This is a genomic window from Mycolicibacterium sp. MU0050 (assembly GCF_963378085.1).
GTDB classification, from domain to species: domain Bacteria; phylum Actinomycetota; class Actinomycetes; order Mycobacteriales; family Mycobacteriaceae; genus Mycobacterium; species Mycobacterium wendilense.
The window spans coordinates 5,087,094-5,104,639 of sequence record NZ_OY726395.1 but is presented as its reverse complement, the minus strand read 5'-3'; the positions used below and the strand labels follow the sequence as shown (position 1 = coordinate 5,104,639).

Annotated in this window: 14 protein-coding genes; 8 read left to right on the top strand and 6 right to left on the bottom strand. The window is 68.7% G+C overall.

Translation table 11 applies throughout. The features are described from left to right. The first annotated feature begins 25 nt into the window (after window positions 1–25). Window positions 26–1,450, top strand: a complete 1,425-nt coding sequence (locus R2K23_RS24300) for an aldehyde dehydrogenase family protein (RefSeq protein ID WP_316513297.1) — start codon at window positions 26–28, stop codon at window positions 1,448–1,450. A gap of 152 nt (window positions 1,451–1,602) precedes the next feature. After that, on the top strand, window positions 1,603–2,052 hold the full coding sequence (locus R2K23_RS24295) for a hypothetical protein (RefSeq protein WP_316513295.1): 450 nt from the start codon (window positions 1,603–1,605) through the stop codon (window positions 2,050–2,052). A gap of 31 nt (window positions 2,053–2,083) precedes the next feature. Here R2K23_RS24295 and R2K23_RS24290 read toward each other — a convergent pair whose 3' ends face one another. Then, a complete protein-coding gene (locus R2K23_RS24290) occupies window positions 2,084–3,337 on the bottom strand; it encodes an HNH endonuclease signature motif containing protein (protein WP_316513293.1) in 1,254 nt (417 codons plus the stop codon). Window positions 3,338–3,549: 212 nt separating this feature from the next. Between R2K23_RS24290 and R2K23_RS24285 the strand changes: the two genes are divergently transcribed. Further along, on the top strand, window positions 3,550–3,768 hold the full coding sequence (locus R2K23_RS24285; protein ID WP_316513291.1) for a hypothetical protein: 219 nt from the start codon (window positions 3,550–3,552) through the stop codon (window positions 3,766–3,768). A gap of 125 nt (window positions 3,769–3,893) precedes the next feature. Here the strand turns inward: R2K23_RS24285 and R2K23_RS24280 are convergent, their stop codons facing one another. From R2K23_RS24280 to R2K23_RS24270, 3 genes are all read right to left on the bottom strand, one after another. Next, on the bottom strand, window positions 3,894–6,026 hold the full coding sequence (locus R2K23_RS24280; protein WP_316513289.1) for a DNA gyrase subunit A: 2,133 nt from the start codon (window positions 6,024–6,026) through the stop codon (window positions 3,894–3,896). A 17-nt stretch (window positions 6,027–6,043) separates the two neighbouring features. Continuing rightward, window positions 6,044–8,077 (bottom strand): toprim domain-containing protein, encoded by a 2,034-nt coding sequence (locus R2K23_RS24275; RefSeq protein ID WP_316513288.1) that lies wholly within the window; start codon window positions 8,075–8,077, stop codon window positions 6,044–6,046. 110 nt (window positions 8,078–8,187) lie between these two features. Next, on the bottom strand, window positions 8,188–8,838 hold the full coding sequence (locus R2K23_RS24270) for a TetR/AcrR family transcriptional regulator (protein ID WP_316513287.1): 651 nt from the start codon (window positions 8,836–8,838) through the stop codon (window positions 8,188–8,190). Between the two features lie 641 nt (window positions 8,839–9,479). Here R2K23_RS24270 and R2K23_RS24265 point away from each other — a divergent pair. The 5 genes from R2K23_RS24265 (at window position 9,480) to R2K23_RS24245 (ending at window position 14,985) form a co-directional block, all read left to right on the top strand. Continuing rightward, complete coding sequence (locus R2K23_RS24265; RefSeq protein ID WP_316513285.1) at window positions 9,480–11,105, top strand: alpha/beta fold hydrolase; 1,626 nt, start codon at window positions 9,480–9,482, stop codon at window positions 11,103–11,105. Window positions 11,106–11,191: 86 nt separating this feature from the next. Further along, window positions 11,192–11,518, top strand: coding sequence for an ArsR/SmtB family transcription factor (locus R2K23_RS24260; RefSeq protein WP_316513283.1), 327 nt, complete (start codon window positions 11,192–11,194; stop codon window positions 11,516–11,518). A gap of 2 nt (window positions 11,519–11,520) precedes the next feature. After that, window positions 11,521–12,009, top strand: coding sequence for an SRPBCC family protein (locus R2K23_RS24255; protein ID WP_316513281.1), 489 nt, complete (start codon window positions 11,521–11,523; stop codon window positions 12,007–12,009). A 154-nt stretch (window positions 12,010–12,163) separates the two neighbouring features. Then, the gene (locus R2K23_RS24250; protein WP_316513279.1) at window positions 12,164–13,552 is read left to right on the top strand and encodes an oxygenase MpaB family protein; all 1,389 of its coding nucleotides are present in this window, start codon (window positions 12,164–12,166) and stop codon (window positions 13,550–13,552) included. Window positions 13,553–13,767: 215 nt separating this feature from the next. Beyond that, the gene (locus R2K23_RS24245) at window positions 13,768–14,985 is read left to right on the top strand and encodes an oxygenase MpaB family protein (RefSeq protein ID WP_316513277.1); all 1,218 of its coding nucleotides are present in this window, start codon (window positions 13,768–13,770) and stop codon (window positions 14,983–14,985) included. Window positions 14,986–14,996: 11 nt separating this feature from the next. Here the strand turns inward: R2K23_RS24245 and R2K23_RS24240 are convergent, their stop codons facing one another. Next, on the bottom strand, window positions 14,997–16,730 hold the full coding sequence (locus R2K23_RS24240) for a nitric oxide reductase activation protein NorD (protein WP_316513276.1): 1,734 nt from the start codon (window positions 16,728–16,730) through the stop codon (window positions 14,997–14,999). Continuing rightward, window positions 16,727–17,521 (bottom strand): CbbQ/NirQ/NorQ/GpvN family protein, encoded by a 795-nt coding sequence (locus tag R2K23_RS24235; protein ID WP_316517537.1) that lies wholly within the window; start codon window positions 17,519–17,521, stop codon window positions 16,727–16,729. Before R2K23_RS24235 ends, R2K23_RS24240 begins: the two co-directional genes overlap by 4 nt. Window positions 17,522–17,546: the final 25 nt, after the last annotated feature.

Here is a 17,546-nt window from a genome sequence, read left to right as displayed (position 1 = left end):
CGCTCAAAGCTGGAAGAGTGGGGCCATGCGCGAATACTTGAAGTTCTACATCGACGGCCGGTGGGTCGATCCGATCGAGTCGAAGACGCTCGACGTGGACAACCCGACCACCGAACAGGTCTCCGGACGCATCGCGATCGGCGGTGCCGCCGACGTCGACGCCGCGGTCGAGGCCGCCCGCAAGGCGTTCACCACGTGGTCGCAGACCTCTGTCGACGACCGGCTCGCGGTGTTGGGAGCCATCCTGGCCGAGTATCAGAAACGTTCCTCCGACCTGGCCGACGCGGTCAGCGAGGAGATGGGCGCGCCGGCGTCGCTGGCGGCCGGCCCGCAGGTGCAGATGGGAATGGGGCACCTGGCCACCGCCATCGAGGTGCTGAAGAAGTTCGAGTTCGAGGAACAGCACGGCAGCACCCTGGTGGTCCGCGAGCCGATCGGGGTCTGCGGCCTGATCACCCCGTGGAACTGGCCCATCAACCAGATCGCCTGCAAGGTGTTCCCCGCACTGGCGACCGGCTGCACCATGGTGCTCAAACCCTCAGAGGTCGCGCCCTACTCGGCGCAGATCTTCACCGAGATCATCGACGCGGCCGGGGTACCGGCCGGGGTGTACAACCTCGTATACGGCGACGGGCCCGGCGTCGGCGCCGCGCTGTCCAGTCACCCCGACATCGACATGGTGTCCTTCACCGGGTCCACCCGCGCCGGCGTCGACGTGGCGAAGAACGCGGCCCCGACCGTCAAGCGGGTGACCCAGGAACTCGGCGGCAAGAGCCCGAACATCGTGCTCGATGACGCCGACTTCGCCAAGAGCGTGGCCGCCGGAGTCTCGGTGATGATGATGAACAGCGGGCAGAGCTGCAATGCGCCGACCCGGATGCTGGTTCCGGCCTCCCGGATGGCGGAGGCCGTTGCCATCGCGCGGGAGACCGCGGCGGCGGTCAAGGTCGGCGACCCGTCGGACAAGAACGCCATCGGGCCGGTGGCCTCCAAGGTGCAGTTCGACAAGATCCAGGGGCTCATCCAGCAGGGGATCGACGAGGGCGCCACGCTGGTCGTGGGCGGCCTGGGTCGTCCCGACGGCCTCGACACCGGTTACTACGTCAAACCCACCGTGTTCGCCGATGTCACCAACGACATGACGATCGCGCGGGAGGAGATCTTCGGTCCGGTGCTGTGCATCTTGGGGTACGACGATCTGGACCAGGCCGTCGAGATCGCCAACGACACCGACTACGGGCTCGCCGGCTATGTCTCCGGTGTGGACATGGAGACCGCGCGGGCGGTGGCCCGCCGAATCCGTGCGGGTTCGGTCGCGATCAACCACAGCTTCGACATCAGCGCGCCGTTCGGCGGCTTCAAGCGCAGCGGTAACGGCCGTGAGTGGGGGCACTTCGGTTTCGACGAGTTCCTGGAGACCAAAGCCGCGCTGGGGTACGCGCCGCAGTAGGTCGCGTGGCGCGTGCGGCGGCCGGGCCCGCAGCGCTGGACGTCGGGGGCTGGGTCACGGTCCTTCGTGGTGAAGCGGCGGCGCGGGTTGCCGGAACCGGGCGGTGATAACCCGGGGGCTAACGCCGCCGGGTGTGCGGCCGATAGCAGGGCATGACCGTGATTCGCGCCCTCGGCGGGCTCGCCACCGCCCTGGCCGCGGCTTGGTTGTCGTTCTGGTTGTCGGTGGGCGCGGCGCATGCCGAGCCGGTGGCGTACCTCGAGGCCGTGCCGGTGGTGGCGTCCCCGACGTGCGCCGGCGTCGTCAGCGCGGAGGCGCAGGTGACGCCGGTTCAGATCGAATCCTGGGTTGACGACGGAGTCCGGGTGGCGATCCACTACGACGCCGGCGTGTACGACGGGTCCTGCGCGCTCACCGTCACCGCGGCGTGGATGAACCTGGACACCGGCGTCACCGGGACCCGCGACATCACCGCGGTATCGACCATCGACGGGCACTACGGATTCATCGGTTATGCCAACACCGTGTTCCAGACCGGCTCCGGCACGGTGGTCGTCACGCTGAGCTCGCATCCGGGAGCTGAAATGCGGGTCACCGCCTGAGACGCCGGGCCCGATTGTGCACTCCGAGAGGTCAATTCAGCGGAGGCGGCTCGGGCTCGAAGGGCGTGTACCACCACCAGTCGGCGCGTTCGCCGGTCGGTCCGGGGCAGGGCGCCACATCCGGCGGAGGTTGTTTCGGTGGTCGGGACAGCGCCCGGTTGGTCAGCGGATCCCCGGCCGCGTCGGTGACCACGAGCCGGTCGGCCGGCCCGGTGATGGTGATGACGCCACGGTGGTGTGCCCGGTGGTGATACGGGCAGACCAGCACGAGGTTGTCCAGTTCGGTGGCCCCGCTGTTCTCCCAGTGCACGATGTGATGCGCGTGCAGACCACGGGTCGCGCCGCAGCCGGGCACCACACAACAGCGGTCCCGCTTTTCGAGCGCGCGTCGGAGCCGACGGCTGATCTGGCGGGTGGTCCGGCCGGCCCCGATCGGCTGGCCGCTGCGTTCGAACCAGACCTCGCAGGTGGCGTCGCAGAGCAGATAGCGACGCTCGTCGTCGGTGAGTGCGGGACCTAGATGCAGTGAGCCCAAGCGCTTCTCGACGTCGACATGCACGACCACGGTGGTGTGCTGCCCATGCGGGCGGCGCGCCGCTTCGGCGTCCCAGCCGGCCTCGATGAGCCGCATGAACGCATCGACCCCGTCCGGGAACGGCGGCGCCTGCTCGGACACCTGGCCGTCGTCGTCGGAGTCGTGGTCGCGTTTCCAATCGGAGATCAGTGCGTCGCGGTGGGACTGCAGCGCGGCCTCGAACTTGGCCGCCTCGACCCGCGGCAGGCGAATGCGCCAGCTGGTGTAGTCGTCCTCGACGACCTGGGTGATCGAGCGGCGGCATTCCGCGCGCGGCTCGGGGTCGGGCCGCGGTTCCAGCTTGACCGCGGTACGGAGTTGGGTGACGGTGGCCGCCTCGGCGAACTGGGCATAGTGCTCGTCGGACCCGTCGGCGGCGTTCTCGGCGATGACGCCGACCCTGTCGAGCGACAGCCGACCCTCGCGCAAAGCCTCTGTACAGCGCGGGAATTCGTTGATACGGCGAGCGACGGCGAGCATCGTCTCGGCGTTGCGCGGGGTGGTGCCGGTCTTCCAGGCAACCAGCGAGCCGACCGACCTCGCGCCTGTCATCCCGCACAGGTCGTCGCGGTCCAGCTCGGCGACGATCTCCACGATGCGACCGTCGATCGCATTGCGCTGACCGGTCAGCTCCGCGAGCTGCTCGAACAGCTGGTCCAGCCGCTGCGCAGGTGTCACTTCCTCGGCGAAAGTGTCTGCGGCGGTGGACATGACCCGAGTATCGCAGGGGGGTCTGACATCGAGCGGGACGGCGCCGAGACCGACGAAATGACGAAAGTTACTCGCACAAAGCGGCCCAAACTCCCGTTTGGGCGAGAAGGTGGCGAGAAGGGGGCGGGGGAATCATTCGGCAGCAGCCCCTGTTGAAGCCGAGTAGCGGGGCGGCGACCCCCGCTGTTGACTTTGCGAAGAGATGAGGCGATATGAAGAGGATCGGATCGGCGGGACTGGTGGTCGGCATGGTGGCGGCAGGTCTGATCGGGTTCTCCGCCACCGCGCAGGCCTACGATGACCCCGGCAGTAGCTTCCGCGACCGGGGCACGGGCGTCTACCGCGGCGACAGCAACAACCCGTGGCGGCACTGGATCGTGCCGCGGGTGAAGGTGCCGCAGGTCGACACCAGCGTGCGCACCTCGCCGTAAGCCCCGCCGCCGCAGAGCCCCGTGCCGGCCGCTCATCGAGATCGACGAAACGCCTGAACCCACTCGCACAAAGCGGCCCAAACTCACCTTTGGGCGCGCAGGGGAGGGCGCGCAGGGGGGCAGGGCTACTCGGCCGGGGACACGTCCGCGCCGGATCCCTTGATCGACGCCTTGGCCCGGTTCTCGGCGCGCACGGAACGCTTCCCACGCACGAACCCGGTCGCGGACACCGATGCCGACAGCAGCGCGTCCTCCCCCTTGACGAACGGGTGGAATCCGACGCCGGCACCGCCGCGGCCCTTCACCGGGACGTCGGCGGCCTCGGTCACCTTGTAGCTCTTCTCGGCGATCGACAGGATGGCCTCACCGTTGCCGCACGACAGCGGCAACGCGGCGATCACCTCGTCGCCGTCGGCGGCCAGCTTCACTCCGGCCACCCCATTACCCGCTGCGCCCTGCGGATTCACGGCGGCGGGGTCGATACGAAGGATCTTGCCGCGCCGGGTCACCAGGGCCAGATGGAACCCGTCGGGTAGCACGCCGGAGCGCAGCAGGCCGGTGATGTCCGGGGCAACCGGGATGTCGCGGATCTTGTACGGCAGGCCGGCGCCGGTGGTGAACTTCACCCGGCCGTCGGTCCACACCGCCCACCCCAGCCCGGAGGTGAGCAACTCGCCGTGGCTGTCGGAGAACACGCCCCGGTCATCGAGGCGCCAGGCGGCATTGACCTTGCGCTCTCGCGGACCGTCGTCGGCGGCGCTGACCGGGGTGGCCTCGAAGTCCAACACGGTGCGGCGATCGTATTCGGGACCCTTGAACAGCTTGGCGGTCTCCACCAATTCCTTGTCGATCACCTTGCGCCGCGCGTCCGGATTCGACACCAGCTCAGTGAGTTCGGCGAATTCGGCATCCAGTTTCTCGGCCTCGGCCTGCAGTTCGATGACGTCGAGCTTGGTCAGCCTGCGCAGCTGCAGCGCCAACACGTAGTCGGCCTGCACGGCGTCGATCTTGAACCGGTCCTGCAGGCCCTGCCGGGCCTCGTCGACGGTCTCGGACCCACGGATCACGGCCACCGCGGCGTCGATGTCCAGGTGGATGGTCATCAGGCCGGCCACCAGATGGCGTCGCGCGGTGACCTTCTCCAGCCGGTATTCGCTGCGGTGCAGCACCACCGAATCGCGCAGCGACAGGAATGCGGCGATCAGTTCCCGCACCGACCACCAGCGCGGCACCCGGTTCTCGTCCAGCGCGACGAGGCTCGCGGCGAAGGTCGACTCCAGCGGCGTCAGGGCCAGCAGTTGGTCACGGATCTTCTCGGCGTCGTGTCCCCGTTTGGCGGTGACGACGATGCGCAGCCCGTTGCGGCGGTCGGTCAGATCCGACATGTCGGCGACGCCGGACAGCTCGCCGGAGTCGACCATGGCCCGGATCCGTTCCTGCACAGTGTTGCTCGCCACGCCCGGCGGCAGTTCGGTGATGATGCAGTTCTTACCCTCGACGCTCACCGTGCCGCGCACCGTGAACTGTCCCCGGCCGGTGGTGATGTACTCGCGCAGGCCGGACTCGCCGATCACCCGCGCGCCGCAGCCCCAGTCCGGGCCCGGGATCAGCTTCATCAGCCGGTCGTCGGTCATGTTCGGGGTCTTCAGCAGCGCGCGACAGGCGGCCATGATCTCGCGCGGATTGTGGGCCGGCACCTTGGTGGCCCAGCCTTCGGCGATGCCCACCGCGCCGTTGCACAACAGCACCGGCCACTGCGCCGGCAGCACCGTGGGCTCGGTCCATTCGCCGTCGAAGGTCGCCACCATCGGCACGGCGTGGCTGTCGAGTTCGGCGGTCAGCGCGGCGCCGGGGGCGGACAACCGCATCTCGGTATAGCGGTCGGCGGCAGGGATGTCGCCCTGGATGCGGGGGAAAGCGCCTTGGCCGTCAATGACTTTCACGCGCTGGAAGTCGGCGGCCATCAGTGCCGCCGCACCGTACATCGACGCCCCGCCGTGCGGGTGCAGGTTGCCGGTGACCGCGGAGCAGACCTTCGACGACTTCTGGGGCTTGTTGCCGGGGAACAGCTTCGAGTCGTGCATCTGGTAGAGCAGACGCCGCTGCCCCGGTTTCAGGCCGTCGTAGGCGGACGGGATCGCGCGGTCACTGACGCTGTAGAGCGCAAAGGTCAGCTGGTAGAGGTTCCAGTAGTCGTCGGCGCTCTGGTCGAGGACCAGGTCGGGATTCTGCTCGGGGACATCCAGGGTGGCGGTCACAGTGTCTACCTACGGTTCTAGTCGAGATCGAGGGAAGCGGTGTCGACGCGGGCGGCGACATCGGCCATCCAGGTGCGCCGGCCCTCGGGGGGTCCGCCGAACAGCGTGTGGTGCAGTTTCTTCTCGGCGTCATCGGGATGCACGCGAATCACCGTGCGGCGCTGCGGATCCAGCACGGTGTTCCAGAAGTCGTCAGCGTCCATCTCGCCCAGGCCCTTGTTGCGCTGTACCTCGACCCGGCCCTTCGAGGCGGCCTTCATCTTGGCCACCGCCGCGTCGCGCTCGGACTCGTCCTGGCAGTAGATCCGCTCGCTGGCGGTCTTGACCACGAACAGCGGTGGCAACGTCACGTACACCATCCCGGCCTCGACCAGCGGGCGGTAGAAGTCGAGGAACATCGAGATGAGGCTCGAGTTGATGTTGCCGCCGTCGGGATCGGCGTCGGAGGCGAACAGGATCCGGTCGTACCGGCACAGTTCCGGATCGCAGCTGTCCCGGACGCCGCAGCCCAGGATGCGCTCGATCGAATCGAACTCGTCCTTGGCGCGCGCCTTGCTCAGGGCGAAGCCATAGACGTTGGGGGGCTTACCTTTCAGCGGAAAGGCTGCCTGGAACGTGGCGTCGCGGGCGGCCTTGATGGTGCCCAGCGCCGAATCGCCCTCGCACAGAAACAGTTCGGCGCCCGAGCCCCGGCCGGTCTCCCGGCTGGGCAGCAGCTTCGGCGGCAGCGACAGGTTGGTGCCCAGACCCTTGGCCTTCGACGCGGCGCGCGACCGGGCCTTGGCCCCTTCCGCGCTGCGCCGGGCGCGGGCCGACTCCAGCGCCAGCTTGGTCCACAGCGTGACGGTGTCGCCGTTGGCGGGATTGGCCGCCCAGATGGTGACGCTGCGTGCCACGTCCGGTGCCATCGCCATGTTCAACGACCGCGACGACACTGCGGTCTTGGCCTGGGAATCCCAGGACACATCGGGCGCCCGGGTATCGACGGCCAGGGCGGTGACGGCGGCGAAGTCCTGCGGTTCCGGGCCCTCCTCGCCCTTGGCCAGGCCCAGATCGCGGATCCGGGACGCCCGGTCGGCCAGTGCTTCGGACAGGCCCTTCATGGCCGCCGTCAGGTGCGACCCGCCGCCGGGTGTGCGGACGGTGTTGCAGAACGCGGCCACGGTCGCCGGTTCGGCGGGACCGGCGGTCAGCGACCAGCGAAACGGCGTCGGGCCGCGGCCGGTGGTGTATTCGCCGCGGCCCTCGACGACGGCGCGGATCTCGGGCGCGGGGGTGCCGGCCGCGGTGCACATCAGGTCCAGCAGGGTGTCGGTGCCCCACGGCCCGGCGAACGGTTCGAGCAGCGCCGGCGGGATCTCCTCGCCGGGCCAGCCCTCGTCGTTCACCACCAGGTGCACACCGGGCGACATCCGTGCCGCGGCGTGTGCCCGCAGCAACACCTCGCCGATGTCGATGGAGTTGTCGGGCACGACGGCGGGGTCGAACAGGATCCGGACCGTGGTGCCGTGCAGGTCCGGTTTGCGGTTGCCGGTGCCGCGCAGCTTCTGGGTGTCGGAGCGGGTGAACGGGGCCTCAGGGTCGAAGTCCTTGCCCTCGAACGTGCCGGGGTAGCCGCGGCCGAAGCTCTGCAGATAGGTCTTGCCGGCCCGGCGCACCGTGACGTCGGTGCGCGCGGAGATGAACACCGCCGCCGCGGCGCCGATCCCGTTCAACCCGGCGCCGGTGCTGGCAGCGTCGGTGTGCGCGGAGAACTTCCCACCGGCGCGCGCGGTGCCCAGCGTCTTGACGATGCCGTTCTTCCCGGTCGTGGGATCGGTGTCGACGGGCAGGCCGCGGCCGTCGTCGGCGACGCTCACCGACCCGTCGGCGTGCAGGGTGATCGTGACCGTCGAGCCGCCGTGGCTGGGCACGGCGACCTCTTCGATGGCGTTGTCGATGAGCTCACGCAGCGCGGTGTTCAGCACGTCGAGCCCCAGGTTCACCGCCGGCCGCAGGCGGGTGTGCTGGACATCATCGAGTTCGGTGATGTCGGCGGCGGTGTAACTCAACTGCTGGTCCTTCGTGTCGATGCCGAGATTGGGGCCGCAGGAATCCTAGACGCCAGGGGCGACATCCTTGCTCAAGCCGGCGGCGTGGAGACCCGGAATGCGGGGCGGGATCAACGTTGCGGAAATACACCCGAAGGCGGCGGGGGGTTGTGGACCAGCGCCGGCAGTACGAAAGTCTGCAGGTAGCGGCGCGTCACGTCCGGATCGCTCGTGCCCGGCACCGTGTGAAGCAGCAGGCTCAACGCGGTGGCGATGATGAACTGCGCCACATCGTGCGCGCGCAGACCGGGACGCAGCCTGTTCGAGTCGTCGGTGCCCATGCCGGCGACCGTGGCCTCGACCAATGAGACGAGCGCCGGGTCCTCGGCGATCATCGAGGCGATGGTTCCATCGGGAGCTTGTTCGGAGATGGTCCTCAACAGGGGGTCCTCGACCAGTTCGGAGGCGACGATGACGAGCGCCTCGACCAGGACCGTGATGAGTCCGGCCCCTTCGGGCAGGCGGGGCAGCATCGCTGCCATGTGGTGCTGGGTGGTTCGGTTGACCATCGCCGCGATCAGCGCGCGGCGGTTGGGGAACTGCCGGTAGATGGCGGCGCGCGAGTAGCCGGCGTGCTGGGCGATGGCCTCCATGGTCGTGGCCCGGTAGCCGTTCGCGATGAACAACTCCTCGGCTGCGTCCATCAGCACGGTCTTGGCCTGATCGGCGGAGATTCCGCCGCCGGCCGGTCGACCCCGGGGGCGGCGTTGGGCTGTTGGCACTGGCTCTCGTCCTGCTCGAGGATCCGGTTGCCACCAGTATGCCGGACCGAATCCCAAGGTCAGCACGTTGATAAATATACGTTTGACGAATTTGTTCAATTTCGCCCCGATGGGCGCACCGGGGCGGTTAACGTGGCGCGGACGCCTGACCCGACACAGGAGCACCCCACATGAGTTCCTCTCGACCCCGCACCACCCCAGCGACGGTTCTCGGTCTGACATTGGTGGTGGGCGCACTGTGGCTGGCGTTGACCACAGCGATTGCCCCGGCGGCGGGAGCGGAGCCCGGCGAGGGCGGTCGGGGTGGGGAGTCTTCGTCCCAGCGCGAGTCCGACGCGCGCCAGGACAACCGGACCGAGCGCAGGCTCGCCGGACTCAAGGAAGGTCGAAGGGCGGCGCAGGCCGTTCGGTCCCGAGATGAAGCCCCCGCTGCTGCGGACAGGTCGCTGCGACGGGTCCGTTCTGAGGCGACCGCGGATTCCGTCGGAACGCCCGCGGATCCCGCCGGCCGCAGTCTCCGGCGGCTTGAGCGAGCGCCCCGGTTCGCCCGAGCCGACGAGGTGGGGAGGCCCTTTGGCGGATTGCGTGGCAACAGATTCCAGCGCCTGGGGAACCCGCGCGACACGGGCGATCCCGACGGCATGCGTGAAGTGCAGGTGCCCGACGGGCCGGCGACGGAACCTGACGCGGCTGGACCGCAACAGGAGGTCGCGGCACCGACGCCGTCGGTTCCGGAAATTGCTGAGGTGGAGCAGGTTTCGCCTGAGGATCCGGCGGCAGCACCACCGGCCGATGCCACATCCGCCGACCTGCGTTCCCGGATACAAGGCGCCGAGGCCCGGGCTCGCGAGCTCGTAACGGCGCTGGTCTCGCAGGGGACGGAGAGCGAACGCCCGCGCGCGGCAACGGTCGACACCGAAACCCGGGCGGCGGCCGCAGTCGGCCCGGATGCCCCGTCGCGCGTGGAAGCATCACTCGATGCGGTCCGATCGGCGGCCGATGCGGTGTTGGAGCGCGCGGCGAACACCACCGCCGGTGAAGTGGAATCAACTGCTCCAGAGGATCTTTCCGACGACGCCGGGCAGCGGTCTTTCCTCGCGAGCGGCAATCAGGTCCAGATCGCGGCAACCGGCATCCGGGCGACCGCGATCGGAGTGGCCGGATCTTTGCGACAGGGTCTCGATACGCTGCGGCATCCTCATCCGGCCGGGCCGGTGAACGTGATCGGGTCGGTGGTGTTCTCCCTGCTGGGCGCGGCGCTGCAAACCCTTTCCGGCCCGCCGGTGTTACCGCCCAACAGCACCGTGGCCGTTCGGACCTCGACTCTGGCGCTGTCCGAATCGGGCAAGACGGTCCGCGCTGATTGGTACTTCCCCGACGAGATCGACGAAGAGACCCGGTTGATCTACCTGCAGCACGGGTTCATGGCTACTGGCCCGATGTACAGCTACACCGCGGCCCACCTTGCCGAGAGCACCAACAGCATCGTCGTCGCGCCGTCACTGTCATCGAATCTCTTTGTTCCGGACGCGCATTGGATCGGTGGTGGCCCGCTTCAGCAGGATGTGGCCGCCCTGTTCCGTGATGACCGGACCGAGCTGGCAGCCAGTGCCGCCGAGGCCGGATACGTCGGAGTGCTGCCGGACGAGTACGTGCTGGTGGGTCACTCGTTGGGCGGGACCCTGGTCATGGGCGCCGCGGAAAAGATGGACGACGCGACGATCCGAAACTTGAGAGGGGTGGTGCTCCTCGACGCCGTAGACGCGGACAACGCAGTTCCGGAGGGGTTGGCGCGGCTGCGCGGCGACAACTTCCGGCCCGTGCTCAACATCTCCTCCGAGCGCTACACCTGGAATCTCGACGGCATTGTGGCGGACCAGTTGCAGCAGGCGCGGCCCGATAGCTTCAACGGGGTGATGCTCATCGGGGGCCGCCACATCGATGCGTTGCAGGGTGGAAATCCGATCCTGCAAATCGCCGAGTACCTCATCGCGGGATTTTCGACGCCGGAAAACATCGATGCCGTCAAAGTCCTTGCCGGCGAGTGGATCAACGACATGTTCGACGGTGTTACGCCCAGCTATGACCCGGCGGGCCCCGGCACCGCGACCCCGCTGAGCTCCGCCTCAGAGGAAACTTTGATCGTCATGCCCTGGGATCCCATTGCGAAGGTCATTCTCGACGTGCTGTTCCGGTTCGCTGTGTTTCAGCCGCTGGCGGCAGCCGCTGACGGGGTGTGGGCCGATTCGACAAGCACGGCCGTGTGACGAGCCGCTGGCACTGGCGAGGCCATTCGCAGAAGACTCCACAAATCTCTTGACAATGTACAACCGATCGGTTGTACATTGGGGACGTGGCCGACCGGGACGAGGACAGAGCGGACGCGTTCTTCCACGCCTTGGCCGACCGGACCCGGCGGGACATCCTGCGTCGGGTACTGGCCGGGGAGCACTCGGTCTCGGCACTCGCGGCGAACTACGACATGAGCTTTGCCGCCGTGCAGAAACACGTCGCCGTATTGGAGAAGGCAGGCCTGATCTCCAAGCGTCGCCAGGGGCGAGAGCAATTGGCGAGCGGCGAGGTGGAGGCGCTGCGTTCGGTCTCATCGATGCTCACCGAGCTCGAGGACGTCTGGCGTGGCCGCATCGCTCGCATCGACGATCTACTCAACAAGGAGTAACCATGCCTGTCACCGATATCAGCAAGGACATCGACAATCTCACCCTGACCATCACGGCGGAATTCACCGCACCGGTCGAGCGGGTCTGGCAGATCTACGCCGATCCGCGGCAACTCGAGAAGATCTGGGGCCCACCCGGATTTCCGGCCACGGTGGTGGACCATGCGCTGCGCCCGGGCGGAACCGTGACGTACTTCATGACGGGACCCGACGGCGAGAAGTACGGCGGATGGTGGAAGGTCACGGCCGTCGACGAGCCCCGCAGCTTCGCCTTCGACGACGGGTTCGCCGACGAGGACCTGAAGCCGGCGGCCGACATGCCGGTCTCGCACAACGTGTACACCTTCGAACCCGTCGGCGACGGCGCCACCAGGGTCACCTACGTCAGCCGGTACGAATCGGCCGAGGGCCTGCAGCAGGTTCTGGAGATGGGTGTGGAGGAGGGCTCGCGCGAGGCGATCAACCAGATCGATGCCCTGCTCGCGGGCTGATCGGACCCGAATGAGGATGGACCCCGGCGCGCCGACGGTGCGCCGGGGTCCCGGGCGTCTGGCGAAGGCCGTCGAGAACGCCGGTTCACATAGTTGCGCCACTGGGCTAACGTCGTAATCAGTGCCCTGTACTCGCTGAGATTGGACTCGGTTCATGACTGTCACTGGTGAGCGTCCGGAAATCCTGCTCGAGGACGTGGAGTTCAACCGCCGCGACCACCCGGATCGGCCGTTGCGGCCCATCCCACCGGGGCGCGACCACTTCGCCGCGCAGTGGCGTCACATGCGGGAGTGCATGTTCGGCGAGTGGATCGACATCGACAAGGAGGCTGAGCCGAACACCATCACCCGGCTCCGAGACGACTATTTCTGGCAGGCCGACGAACACATGATCGGCGCGGTCGACGCGTTCGAGCGCCTCGGCCACGAAAAGGGCCGAGCGCTGTTCGAGCAGGCATTGACCCAGGGCATCGACACGCTGGAGGACCCGCCGGCGGAGTTCGTCGAACTCTTCGAGCACCTGGACGGCCTGGCCGACCAGTTCGACCTCGTCGCCGCCGAGCGGGGCCGGATGCTGGCGATGTCGTGCACGCAGGCGGCCACCACCATCATCCAGGGCTGGGCGTTCTACGAGACGGCGATGACCGGGGACATCTCCGCGTCCACGGGCGCCACCGGGCGGTTCGCCGACGACGGGCCGCGCCGTTTCCTCGAGACGGCGCGGGTGTTCTCGCAGTTCACCCTGCCCGACATCTTCGACCGGCACTCGGAAGCCTTCCAGGACGTGGTGCGCGTGCGACTGATGCACGCCATCGTCAGCCGCGGGCTGCGGCGCAAGTGGGGCGACAAGGTCTACCTCAAGTTCGGCGAGCCCATCCCGGTGACGTCGCTGCTCGGCTTCGGCAGCGGAATGCTGCTCGGGCGGCTCGTCGACCATGCGTTCGGGCGCAAACTGACCCGCCAACAACTCGACGACCTCGCCGAGTACTCGTCGTACAACGGGCGGCTGTGGGGCGCGCCGGAGCGCCTCCATTCCGCCGACGGCGTGGAGTTGATCAAGTCGCTGAACTACGTCCTGGCCCGGGGCGGCAACCCGTCGCCGTGGCGCGCCGAACTCGTCGACGCCATCGCCGGACCCGACCACATCCAGACCCTGACCGAGACGCAGCCCGACTGGGTCAAGAAGTTGGTGGCCCGCTACGCCAACCAGATCACCGCGACCATCGCCCTGGCTCCGGCCGGCGTCGTGTTCGGGTATCGGCAGATCGAGGCGATGATCGAGGGCACACTGTTCGAGCCGCTGGGCTACAACTTCGAGCGCCGGGTGCGGCTCTTCACGAACTTCACCCGGCTCAATGTCGGAATCGCGATGATCACCGACCGGTTGCCGTTCTCCAATCCGATCCGGGAGCGCAAGAAGAAGACCGGGGCGGCGGCGCGCGCACGGATCGGCATGCTGAACAAGATCGCCCGTGGCAGGCAGATTCCGCTGACCTACAGCCACCACGACCGGTCGGTGAACGGCGAGGGATTCACCGGCTGACCGCGCCCGACTGAATGCACGTTGGCGCGGTGCCGGACGATGTGCGCACGGCCACCCCTCGAGCGTGCGCAGATCACGGCATCTGCCCAGTGTGTCGGCCGGGGACACGCCCGCTCGCGCAGGGGCGTCGGCCCCCCTGCGTTGACAGCGCGGTAGCCGCGCGCCTAACCTTCTGACTACGAGCGTTGTCAAAGGTGAGCGCGAGAGGACCGACCGTGACCATCCCGACTCGTCATCCCGAAAGTCCGCGGCCGATCCCCGCCGGCGTGCGCGCCATCGCGACCGCGCTGGCGATCAAGGACCCGACGCCGCAGCAGTGGCAGATGCTCGGCGAACGACTCACCGTCGGCGACGAGCCCATGGACCGGCTAGTCGAATGGATGTCGGATGCCGGCATGGAGCAGACCCGCCCGTTGTTCGAGCGGGCCCTGCGCGACGGTATCGCCGCCGTCCCCGACGCCCCGGCGCCGCTCCGCGACTTCTTCGAATCCGTCGAGACGCTGCCGGACTGGGTGGATGTCCGTCTCTTGCGCAAGGGGCAGCGCGCGTTGCGCCGCGGCGGCGCCGACGGGATGTACATCGCCCGCGACGTGTCCCTGCTGGGCGGCTATCAGTTCTCCGGCTTCAACAAGACGTTGCTGCGTACCGGCGCCCTGGAGAAGGGGTCCAACAAGCGCTTCGCCGAAACCATGCAGTGGGCCATGGACGTCATCTCGGAGGGCGGCCTCGAGCGCCTCGGCGTCGGCTACCAGTCCACCATCCGGGTACGGCTCATCCACTCGTTCGTCCGGCGGCACGTATCGGCGATGCCGGACTGGCGCGCCGACGAGTGGGGCCTGCCGGTCAACCAGACCGACATGGCCGCGACGCTGGTCGGCGCCCTGGTGGCGCCCGCCGTGGGCGCCATCGGCATGGGAGTCGTGCTCTCGCCGTCGGAGTTCGGCGCGGTCGCTCATCTGACGCGTTATGTCGGCTGGCTCATCGGGGTCGAGGACCAATGGCTGCCACGGAGTTTCCGCGATAGCGTCCGGGTTTTGGCGCACACGCTGTCCGCGCTGGCCGAGCCCGACGAATCCTCCAAACAGCTGGCGGCGCCCATGGTCGAAGACCCGCTGGCCTGGCACTACGACGCGCTGCCGGGGTTGCGGCGCCGGATCGCGCGCGCCCAGCACCTGTCGATCACCAGCGCGTTCTTGGGCCGGCGCACCGTGCGCGACCTGGGCCTGCCGTCCTACGCGCTGCCGTGGTATCCGCTGTTGCGAATGCCGGTGAACCTCGCGCGCAGCGCCGCCGCGCTCGGCCTGCCGGGCGGTATGGAGCGTGCCGACCAGCGCGGCCGCCGCGAGCATCGAGAGTTGTTGCGCACCATGATCGGTGCGAACGCCTCGGCCACCATCGGCGAGTCGGCGGCCCACGTCGGCCAGGTCGCCTGACTCCGAGCCGATCACCGCGTCGGGCTGGGTGCGGCGAGCTCGCGCAGCGCCGCCAGGAACAGCTGGTCCATCCGGTCGGACAACCCGCCCAGTGTCGGCGCGCTGGCGTGGCTGGCCGAGCCGAAGACCCGCTGCAACGCCGCGCTGTCCGCGGAGGTGCTCAGCGACAGGCACAGGCAGGCCACCCCGTCGGCGCGCAACTCCTCCAGCGCCTTGTGCGCGTCGGCCTCGGCGTAGCGCCCCTCGTAGCCGTCGTCGTAGGGATGGCCGTCGGAGAGCACCAGCAGTAGCCGGTTCGGGGTACCCGCTTCGGTTTTGAGGATTTCTCCCGCACCGCGGATGGCGGCGCCGAGCCGCGTGTAGTTCGCGGGCTGCAGCTGGTTGAGCCGCGCCCGGCTCAAGGCGGTGAACCGCTGGCTGAATGTCTTGATTGCCGGTAGGTGCACGGCGTTGCGGCCCTTGGAGCGGAAGGCGTAGACGGCTACGCGGTCGCCGAGGTCCTCGAGGGTGGCCGCGATGGTGGCGGCCGCGCGGCGCTGATGGTCGTGCACGGCAAGCCCGTCGGGGTCGGCGTCGGTGGCCGACCCCGACGCGTCGAGCAGGATCAGGACGCCGAGATTGCGGGCGATCTTGCGGTGCTCGACGTAGATGTGCTCCGGCGGGGACCAGCCCGAGCGCAGATCGACCGAGAGGTCGACGAGTGCTTCGATGTCGAGTTCGTCACCGTCGGGCCGGCGCCGTAACGCTTTGGGGCCCAGCCCGATCCGCGACAGTCGCCGTCGCAGCACGTCGTCGGGGACGACCTCGGCGGCCGACATGTCCGCGTGCGCGGTGAACGGGTAATCGATAACCCGGCACCACTGCGGCCGGTACCGGTTCTTGAAGACGTCCCACTCCGGGTGCAGGGCGCCGCCGACCCCGACGGCGGCGCCGGGGTTCGCCTCGTCGGTGAAGTGGATTCGGGTGGGCAGGGGACGGGCCTCCGGGCCGGCCACGCGCCCCCGGCGCGCGGCGCCGGCGCGCAGTTCCGCGCCGCCCGAACTACTGTCGGAGGATCCGGGGGAGGAGCCGAGCAGCTTGCGTAGGAAGTCGCCCACCGCTTGGGAATTGAACAATGGGTTGTCGAACAGTTTGAGGATCTTGCTTTCCTCGGCCGGGCCGTCGTCGTCATCGTCGTCGTCATCGTCGTCGTCATCGTCGTCGTCATCGTCGTCGGGATCTTCGTCCGCGGTGCCGGCGGCGATTTCGAAGTGCAGATCCGCGTCGGTGGCGCGCTCGCTCGGCGCGGCGGCGGCCGGCGCGATCTGCAGCGGTCTGATGACGCCGAACCAGGGCGGCGGATCGGCGACTTTGGTTCGGCCGCGGGCGAATTCGAGCGACTCGGCGGGCGACGCCGTCGCGGGTGCGCCGTCGGGACACAGCCCTGCCGCCAGGGGCAGCCGGTCGGCGAGGTCGGTCAGTACCCGGCGGCCCTCGACGGCCAGGTAGCGCTTGGCCAGCCCACCCCGGGCGCGAAGCTGGCGGACCAGCCCCGGATCCAGGCTGCCGGCGCCCAGCAGGGCGGCCTGCACCACCACCTCGCGACGATGCTGCTCCAGGGCGCCGCCCGCGGAGACGAAGACCACGCGGCCGTCGGTGTAGGGCGGTTGCCCGGCGGGCGCCTCGGCGACGTCGACGGCACGACCGGCCAGATGGCCGGCCAGCAACCGCAGCCGGCCGGGGTCATGCCGCTCCGGTTCGGTCACGGCCGGGGCAGGTGGGCATCCACCAGTTCACCGAGCGCCCGGATCACGTCGCGGTCGTCGGTCAGGGCTTCCACGATGCCGGCCTGCACCGCGCGCCGCAGGCTCAACCCCTCGGCGACCAGCCCGCCGACCAGGATCAACATCCGGGTGGACGACACCTCGCGCAGCGGCGAGCCGTCGATGTTGCGGATGGCGGTGCCGATCGACACCAGCACCCGGGCGGTCTCGGCGTCGATCCCGGCCTCGTGCGCGACGATCTCGGTCTCCACCGGCGGGGGCGGAAAATCCAACTCGATGGCGACGAACCGCTGCCGGGTGGACTCCTTGATGCTTTTCAGCACGCTCTGGTAGCCGGGGTTGTACGAGATGACCAATTGGAAACCGGGCGCGGCCGCCAACGTGGTGCCCAAGCGGTCGATCGGCAACTCGCGGCGGTGGTCGGCCAGGGGGTGGATCACCACGGTGGTGTCCTGGCGGGCCTCCACGATCTCGTCGATGTAGCAGATGGCCCCGCCGCGCACGGCCCGGGTCAGCGGGCCGTCCACCCAGACCGTTTCGCCGCCCTTGAGCAGGAATCGGCCCACCAGGTCCGCCGAGGTCATGTCCTCGTGACCCGCGATGGTGATGAGGTCGCGGCCGAGTTCGTGCGCCATCGCCTCGACGAACCGCGTCTTGCCGCATCCCGTCGGCCCCTTGAGCAGTACTGGCGAGCCGCGCCGTGCCGCGGCGCGGAAGACCTCGGACTCGTCTCCCACGCTGCGGTAGAACGGTGCGGGCGAACGACTTTCCATCACGGCGGCGTGATTGTTCGTCGAC